The 1,642-nt window shown below is 59.6% G+C and carries 1 protein-coding gene; it reads left to right on the top strand.

Going from position 1 to position 1,642, the window contains the following annotated elements; all coding sequences use genetic code 11:
* Nucleotides 1-157 precede the first annotated feature (157 nt).
* A partial coding sequence (locus HB676_RS33595) for a tetratricopeptide repeat protein (RefSeq protein ID WP_346347486.1) occupies nucleotides 158-1,642 on the top strand: 1,485 nt, incomplete at its 3' end.

Raw genomic sequence — 1,642 nt, 5'->3', positions numbered from 1 at the left:
CCGGCCGATCTGGATAATGCTGCCCTATTTGCCCGACTGGCGCTGGCTGCTGGGTCGCGATGACAGCCCGTGGTATCCGACCGCCCGCCTGTTCAGGCAGGATGCGACACGCGATTACGGCAGCGTCGTCGCGCGGGTGCGGAGCGAACTGGATGTCATGAAAGCTCCAATGACCCGCCGCGGCCATGGGCCAGCCCCCGAAAAGCCTCCGATCCCCCGCGGCACCGAAAATCTTGATGCGTTGTGCGAGGCCGGCCTGCACCATATGCAAGCGGGACGATATCTCGACGCACACATCTGCTGCGAGCGCGTTCTCGCCATCAACAATTCACATGCCGACACCCTGCATTTGATGGGTCTGCTGTCCCATCAAGCCGGGCAACATGATCTTGCCCTGGCGTGGATGACCCGCGCCATTCAGAACGATCCCAAGCCGCAATACCTTGGCAATTTGGGCACGATGCTTCTGCGCCAGGAACGCTACGAGGATGCGCTCAAAGCTTTTGACAAAGCCATACAGCTCAAGCCTGAAGACGCCGAGTTGTGGGAGCATCTCGGTAATACTCTCCTGAGGCTCGGTCGCCCGGACGACGCGCTGCTGACCTTTCAGCACGTACTCAAGCTCAATCCGCGTCACCGCGATGCGGCATATAAAAGCGGGCAACTCCTCTACAACCTGAAGCGGTTCGAAGAGGCATTGAAGCACTTCGATTTATGCGACGAACTACAGCCCAGCCACGCACTGACTTTGCAGATGCGCGCTGAATCGCTGCTCTGCTTGAAGCGGCTGGAGGAAGGCTTGGTCGACATCAAAGCCGCCCACGCGCTCAATCCGGCCAGCGCCGAAATCTGCAACCGTGTCGGCGTATTCCTCGCGGGGCTGGGAAGAGATGAAGAGGCGCTGCCGTGGTACGACCGGTCACTCGATCTGCAGCCTGGCTTTATTGAAGCGTTGAGCAACAGGGCGTTTGCACTTAATCATCTCCACCGGTTCGCCGAATGTCTTGAGCTTTGCGACAGGATCAGGACGCACGATCCGAACAATATGAAAGCCGTCTTTCAAGCGTCGCTCGTGCATCTTGTGACCGGAAATTTCGAAGCGGGTTGGGCTGAGCGAGAAGCCCGCTGGGCCATCACTGGTCTGCCGATCGACGGTTTCGGATTGTCCCAGCCAGCGTGGCTCGGAAGAGAACCGATCGACGGCAAGACGTTCCTGGTTTTTGAAGACGAGGGAGCGGGCGACACCATTCAGTTTGCCCGTTACGTGCCGATGCTGACGGCCCGCGGCGCCCGCGTCATTCTATCGGTTACCGATCCCCTACGTCCCTTGTTGGCGGGCATGCCTGGCATCGCGCAATGCGTTTCAAGATCGGTCAAGCCGCTGCCGGCGTTCGATCTGCATTGTCCGATCACCTCGCTGCCGCTCGCCTTCGAGACGCGCCTCGATACCATTCCTTCCGGGTTGGGTTATTTGCCGCAGCCGGAACAAGCGCGCCAGCAGATGTGGGAGGCCCGGCTTTCCGAACGTCTTGGCAACGACAGCAGACTGCGGGTCGGTCTTGTCTGGTCCGGCAATCCGAGCCACGTCAATGATCATAACCGGTCGATTCCACTGCGCATGCTGTCAGGCCTTTTTGGCGCT

The organism is Bradyrhizobium sp. dw_411 (assembly GCF_018449695.1).
Taxonomy (GTDB): domain Bacteria; phylum Pseudomonadota; class Alphaproteobacteria; order Rhizobiales; family Xanthobacteraceae; genus Bradyrhizobium.
The sequence above is the reverse complement of the archived record's forward strand: the minus strand, read 5'-3'. Positions and strand labels throughout refer to the sequence as shown.